This is a genomic window from Pantoea sp., assembly GCF_032114055.1.
Classification (GTDB): Bacteria; Pseudomonadota; Gammaproteobacteria; order Enterobacterales; family Enterobacteriaceae; genus Pantoea.
In genome coordinates, this window is the sequence record NZ_DAMCTB010000005.1 from 54906 (window position 1) to 61390 (window position 6485).

Sequence of the window (6485 nt, forward strand, 5' to 3'; positions counted from 1 at the left end):
ATCTGTTCTCAGGCCATTACGCCGGAAGGCTCGATAATTAAGGATTTAAGCATGTCTAACAAAATTCGCGGTACCGTTAAATGGTTTAACGCAGAGAAAGGCTTCGGTTTCATCTCTCCTCAGGACGGCAGCAAAGATGTATTCGTACACTTCTCTGCAATCCAGGGCACCGATTTCCGTTCATTAGACGAAGGTCAGCAAGTTGAATTCACAGTAGAAAATGGTGCCAAAGGCCCAGCTGCTGCGAATGTTGTTGGTCTCTAAGGACTGAAAATTACTTTTAAGTGTCCTCACTGTAATGGCTCACAGTTTCGTACGTCACATTTTGATGTCACAAGAGCCAATCCGCATGGAGCGAAATGCATTTTCTGCAAATCTGTTGTTGTTCAGGTGAACGCAACGAGGATTGCAACTCAGAGCGCGCTTCGTGCTTTCTGATAAAGGCTTGTGAGCTTTATAGCGTTGTTGCATTTACAGTAATCAAAGGCTGCCTCTGGCAGCCTTTTTTGTTTCTGGCGTTTTCATTCTCAACCCTCAAATCCGCGCCTGCGGGCTGGTTTTGCTTGCACGCTAAAGCCGCCTGTCTTCAGTACTGTCACGCCGACATGTCAGCCTCATAAAGAAACTGGCCTGCCGCAGCAGGCCGTTATGCGATTAAAGCTGTACGGGTTGCAGGGAAAGCTTACCGGTATTGAACACGCTCATTGCCTGTGCCATGCGCTCAGCCTGGTCCTGCAGCGCCTGCGAAGCCGCGGAGGCTTCCTGAACCAGCGCAGCATTCTGTTGCGTTACCGCTTCCATCTGCGTAATCGCCTGATTAATTTCATTGATGCCGCTGCTCTGTTCGCTGCTGGCGATGGTGATCTCGCTCATAATATTCGCCACGCTTTGCACGCTGTTCACCACGTCGCCGATGGTTGAACCTGCACGGGTCACCAGTTTGCTGCCTTCATCAACCTTCGCGACAGAATCTTCAATCAGTACTTTGATCTCTTTCGCCGCAGAGGCCGAACGCTGGGCCAGATTACGCACTTCACTGGCCACCACCGCAAAGCCGCGACCCTGTTCGCCTGCGCGTGCGGCTTCGACCGCCGCGTTCAGTGAGAGAATGTTCGTCTGAAAAGCGATGGAATCGATAACGCTGATGATATCGACAATTTTCCGTGACGAGAGGGCAATCGCCTCCATTTTCTCGATCACCTGTTCCATGACAACCCCGCCTTCTCGTGCCACGGTCGACGTGGTGGAAACCAGCTGGTTGGCTTCACGCGCATTATCGGCGTTATGTTTTACCGTAGAGGTCATCTGCTCCATTGCGGAGGCGGTTTCTTCCAGCGAACTGGCCTGCTGTTCGGTGCGTGTCGAGAGATCGAGGTTACCGCTGGAAATTTGATTTGATGCGACGGCGATGGTATCGGAGCCGGTTCGCACTTCGGTCACAATTGACAGCAGATTGTCGTTCATCCGCTGAAGCGCCTGCATCAGCACGCCGGTTTCATCGCGTGAGGTAATGTTGATCTGCGAACTGAGATCGCCTGCAGCAACGCGCTCCGCGACGTCAACGGCAGTTACCAGCGGACGGACAATCGAGCGGGTCAGCAGATAGCCAAGCAGAACAGAGGCCAGAATTGCCAGACCGGAGAAGAGCAGCGTGATAAAAATGGCTGACTGACCATTTTCCACAATACCCTGACCTTCACTGCGCAGTTGCGAATCCTGGGAGTTAGCGAAATTTACCGCATCCTGAAGAAACTTATTCTGAGTGGCGGTCATTGATTTCAGCACATACACGCTGGCCGCATCAAAATCGCCTGCCTTAACCAGCGTAATCAGCTCGGCTTTAACTTTCTCAAAGGCCAGTGATGACGCCAGCAGGTTGGCGATCTTTTTCTTGCCGATTGGTGTGACCTGAATATCTTCGATCTTTTTCATCGCCGTATTGGTACGCTGCGTGGCTTCATCCAGCTGACCGTAACGCTTTACGTTCATTTCCGGCCTTGTGGTGTCGATTACGATGCCGCGCAGATATTTGATCTGATCGTTAACGCCATCGCGCACATCAAATGCCAGTCGCACCTTTACATAACGATCGTCAACGATCGACGCAATTGCTGTATTAATGTTGTTAATCCTGGTAATGGATGTCACGCCAATCACTATCAGTAACGTCACAATAATACCGAAGGCTGCAGCGAGCCGCATTCCTACCTTCATATTCCTGATACTGAACATGTTCTCTTCCCCGTTTTATTATTAATCAAATCTTTAGCAACAATCAGGATTCATGCTGTTGTGCGCAGTGCCTTGCTGATGTCTGTGGCCACCGGCACAGGCAAAAAGGTGATCTCGCGCATACAGTTATCGGAGCGTGCAGTTGTATCTTTAATAATTTTTAAGTAATCACGGTGAGTAAATAAAATGGCGGCACTAAACATCAGAAAGGCTTAGTGGATAGCCTAAAGGCAAATCAGAGGGCAAAAAAAAAGGGCTGTCAGCAAGAGTACTGACAGCCCGATCCTGACAAACCCGAATGGGTTCAGAAAATCAAGAAATAGAGGCCCACCCAGAAGACCAGGCTCAGGGTAATCGCCGTGATCCAGGCCAGCTGGCGTAAACGGCCGCGCAGCACGTTCTGACGGGACGGTGTATCAGTTAGCGTTTCGATGTGCATAGTGGATTCCTGGTCAGGCCAGCGCTTCCGCTGGCGAAGAGTAAAAGCGTGATGGACCTTCAGAAGCGGCCCGCTCACTCCTGGCGGGCCGCGTCGAGAACATTGAAAATGACATCTGACAGCTCATTTAACTCAAACTTCGCCACATAGCCGTCGGCACCGACTTTGCGTACGTGATCTTCGTTGGCGCTGCCAGACAGAGAAGAGTGAATGACCACCGGCAGCGTTTTAAGCGTTGGATCGCGCTTGATGTTGCGGGTCAGCGTGAAGCCGTCCATCTCCGGCATCTCCAGATCGGTCAGCACCAGCGCGATTTTATCGCGAATCGATTCGCCTGCAGCCTGCGCTTCCTGGTTCATCAGTTTGATTTTTTCCCAGGCATCCAGACCGGTGTTAAACATGAGGGCCGGAATGCCCATGCTTTTCAGGCCCTGTTCCAGCAGCTGACGCGCCACTTTAGAGTCTTCCGCCACGATGGCTACCGCACCCGGGCGATAGGGGAAGGCGCGTGGCCGGGCCACTTCGGGCTCTACGCCACGCACTGACGGAATGATGTCATACAGGATTTGCTCAACATCCAGCACCATCGCCAGCTCGTTGCTCTGCTTATCACTGTCCAGACAGGCAATACTGGTGATATTGCGACCGCCGATACCGGCTTCTGCGGTGTGAACCTGACTCCAGTCGAGACGCACGATGTTCTCTACCGACTCCACCGCAAACGCCTGTGTGTTACGTGCATATTCGGTGACCAGCAGCAGGTTAAGGCCGGTTTCCGGGACACAGCCTGCCACAGCAGGCAGGTCGATGACCGGGATAAACTGACCCCGGATGCTCGCCATACCCAGCAGCGGCGAACGCATGCCTGCCGCTTTGGTGATGGCGGGCATCGGAACTATTTCACGCAGCTTGAAGACGTTAATGCCAAAGAGTTCCGACTTGCCTTTCAGCTGATCGGAACCTAAGCGAAACAGCAGCAGTTCAAACTTGTTTGATAACGCGAGATTCGCTCTTTCATCGATCTCTTTCTGAAAATTATCCATGGTTGCCTCTGCATTAACGCAGCTGGTGAAATAGGGTGTGAACAGGTTATCGGCAGCAAACGGAAAAAAGTGAGAAGAAGAGGGTGAAATAAAACGGACGCCCATTATTGTGCCAGGCTTAATGCTGAAGGTTCAGCATGGACACCTTTCCAATAAAGGAGTGTGAAATGAAAAAAGTGATTTTAGCGTCATTGCTGGTGATGATGAGTGCAGGGGTAATGGCCGAAGAGGGTGGATTCAAAGCCGGTGAGACGCCACCCCCGCAGCACAAGGAAGATGCGGGCTATAAAGGTTCAGAAGATACCGGGCAGACGCATGTCAATCAGATCCGCGATTTCCGTCAGGGTGGCTATGTGACGCTGGAAGGGTACATCGTGAAGAAAGAGCAGGGCGAACGGTATCAGTTCCGTGACAACACCGGAACGGTGCCGATCATCGCGGCGAAAAAGACTTTCGGGGGTAAAACGTACACCGCCGAAGATAAAGTACGTGTGAGCGGCAAGGTGCATGGAAAAGGTGACAAAACCACGCTGCATGTGACGCAGATCGACGAGCCATAACCGAACGGGCGAGGAGAATCCTCGCCCGTTTTCCTTAATCCTTCAGCAGAATCGCCCGGCAGGTTTTGCCTTTGATTTTGCCCTGTTTAAGCTTCACCAGCGCCGCTTTGGCCTGGTTTGCCTCAATCGCCACATAGGCGTGAGTGGGCGTCAGCACGATTTTCCCTATCTGCTCAGCGCGAAAACCGGCTTCACCTGTGAGCGCACCCAGAATATCCCCTGGACGAATCTTGGCTTTGCGGCCGCCATCAATACAGAGTGTCATCATCGCAGCAGGCAGCGGTTTACTGCTGCCCTTTTTCAGCGTACTGGCCGACACCCACGGCAGCTTCTGCTGCAGAAAATCCTCCAGCGCATGGGCGCGCGCCATTTCATCAGCAGCAACCAGGCTGACCGCAACGCCATGTTCACCCGCGCGTGCCGTACGGCCAATGCGGTGCAGGTGAACTTCCGGATCCCAGGCAAGCTGATAGTTGACAACCATCGCCAGGGATTTGATGTCGAGTCCACGCGCGGCAACGTCGGTTGCCACCAGCACACGACCGCTGCCGTTAGCGAAGCGGATTAATACACGTTCGCGATCGCGCTGCTCCAGATCCCCATGCAGAGGCAGGGCACTGATATCGCGCGCGTTAAGCGCGGCAGCAACGTCGTCACATTCACGTTTAGTGTTGCAGAAGACTACGCAGGAGGAGGGTTGCTGGTCGCCCAGCAGGGCGATGAGCAACCCCAGCTTTTCATTGTGGCTGGCTTCAAAAAATTGCTGGTCGATGTGGGGCAGTTCACTGACATCTTCCGTGACCACGCTCAGCGCATCACGCTGGAAGCGGGTACTGATGGCCGAAATGGCATCGGGCCAGGTGGCAGAGAAGAGCAGGGTCTGCCGCGAGGCGGGGGTCGCTTTGATGATCGTTTCCATATCATTCAGGAAACCCATTTCAAGCATGCGATCCGCCTCATCCAGTACCAGGGTGTTGAGCTGGTCGAGCTTAAGGTTTTCGCGATGAATATGGTCGAGGATGCGACCCGGGGTGCCGACCACGATATGCGGCGGATGCACCAGCGAATCCCGCTGTGCGCTCATCGGCTGGCCGCCACAGAGCGTCAGGACTTTGATGTTGCGGATGTAACGTGCCAGCTGGCGTAGCACATTGCCCACCTGGTCTGCCAGTTCACGGGTTGGACAGAGGATCAGTGCCTGAGTCTGGAAGCGGGTACTGTCGATATGGTGCAGCAGACCAATACCAAAGGCAGCCGTTTTACCGCTGCCGGTTTTCGCCTGCGCACGCACGTCGCGTCCCTGCAGAATGGCAGGCAGCGTAGCCGCCTGCACGGGCGTCATGCTGGTATAGCCCATCTCGCGCAGGTTTTCGAGCTGGCTGTCGGGAAGCGAATTGAGGGTAGAAAAAGCGGTCACGGGCGCGGCCTCTGAGGCTGAAGGTGTCGGGCATTATTGCGCCGCAAGTCTGGCAGAAAGCACGCCTGACAGCAACGGTAACGTCGATGGTAAGCGGGATGAAACTATCCTCATCAGATTGCTTAGGAATTGACTGAACTTTACAGAAAAAAGGTGGTTTATTTTTAACAATTAAGCGGTCCGGGAAGGGCTTGATGTATGTGAGGTGCGGTTTGAGACCATTCTTTGTTTTATAAGTGGCCGTTTTTGAAAATTTATTTCATTGTTAATCAGATAACTCCCTAACTGAGTCTCCAGTAATAGAATTAATCATTAAAAAATATCGCGTCTGGTGCCGATAAAAATCCTGAGCTAATTGCTTTATATTTAGCGCGCCATATTCCTGGTACAACGACCGGTAGAGGGTATTTTCATTGAGTAATAGCATCCAGGGACCACATGAGAATGTGCTTAAAATAGTAGGCCGCGCCGTACTGACACTGCATGTTCATGGAGAAAGCTTATCTGCGGATAAGATCGCCTCTATGATCGGCTGTTATGCGGAAGATGAGCCCTGTGATCAGGAAGATCGTCGCTTATATGCGCTGGCAATGGAATTGATGTCAAAAGATAAATGGGCCAAAAGCGCGTAATCCGCCTCGCGCTCAGGTAAATGCAGAGCCTCCCACCGGGAGGCTTTGTTGTTTCTGGCTCCGGGAGATTTGTGCTGCGTTTGCGGCATGGCCGGAGCAAAGGGCGGGATTGCCGCTGTGAGACAGGTGACGGCTCAGGGAGCCTGCACCTTACGCAAAGAC

General features: G+C 52.8%; 8 protein-coding genes. 4 read left to right on the forward strand and 4 right to left on the reverse strand.

Features of this window, described 5'->3' with window-relative positions:
- Positions 1-51: 51 nt before the first annotated feature.
- Together cspA and RT657_RS10220 are read left to right on the forward strand one after the other, a co-directional pair.
- A complete protein-coding gene (gene cspA / locus RT657_RS10215; RefSeq protein ID WP_009091867.1) occupies positions 52-264 on the forward strand; it encodes an RNA chaperone/antiterminator CspA in 213 nt (70 codons plus the stop codon).
- Between the two features lie 3 nt (positions 265-267).
- Positions 268-438, forward strand: a complete 171-nt coding sequence (locus RT657_RS10220) for a cold-shock protein (RefSeq protein WP_313654644.1) — start codon at positions 268-270, stop codon at positions 436-438.
- 216 nt (positions 439-654) lie between these two features.
- Here the strand turns inward: RT657_RS10220 and RT657_RS10225 are convergent, their stop codons facing one another.
- From RT657_RS10225 to RT657_RS10235, 3 genes are all read right to left on the reverse strand, one after another.
- Positions 655-2232 carry a methyl-accepting chemotaxis protein gene (locus tag RT657_RS10225; RefSeq protein WP_313654276.1) on the reverse strand — a complete coding sequence of 526 codons (1578 nt, stop codon included), beginning with the start codon at positions 2230-2232 and terminating at the stop codon, positions 655-657.
- Between the two features lie 304 nt (positions 2233-2536).
- Positions 2537-2671 carry a hypothetical protein gene (locus RT657_RS10230; protein ID WP_313654278.1) on the reverse strand — a complete coding sequence of 45 codons (135 nt, stop codon included), beginning with the start codon at positions 2669-2671 and terminating at the stop codon, positions 2537-2539.
- Between the two features lie 74 nt (positions 2672-2745).
- Complete coding sequence (locus RT657_RS10235) at positions 2746-3714, reverse strand: chemotaxis protein (protein WP_313654279.1); 969 nt, start codon at positions 3712-3714, stop codon at positions 2746-2748.
- Between the two features lie 167 nt (positions 3715-3881).
- Between RT657_RS10235 and RT657_RS10240 the strand changes: the two genes are divergently transcribed.
- Positions 3882-4274, forward strand: coding sequence for a NirD/YgiW/YdeI family stress tolerance protein (locus RT657_RS10240; RefSeq protein ID WP_313654280.1), 393 nt, complete (start codon positions 3882-3884; stop codon positions 4272-4274).
- 34 nt (positions 4275-4308) lie between these two features.
- Here RT657_RS10240 and dbpA read toward each other — a convergent pair whose 3' ends face one another.
- Positions 4309-5691 (reverse strand): ATP-dependent RNA helicase DbpA, encoded by a 1383-nt coding sequence (gene dbpA, locus RT657_RS10245; protein WP_313654281.1) that lies wholly within the window; start codon positions 5689-5691, stop codon positions 4309-4311.
- A 413-nt stretch (positions 5692-6104) separates the two neighbouring features.
- On the opposite strand from dbpA, the gene RT657_RS10250 reads away from it, so the two are divergent.
- Positions 6105-6323, forward strand: a complete 219-nt coding sequence (locus tag RT657_RS10250; RefSeq protein WP_111140909.1) for a hypothetical protein — start codon at positions 6105-6107, stop codon at positions 6321-6323.
- The last annotated feature ends 162 nt before the right edge of the window (positions 6324-6485 follow it).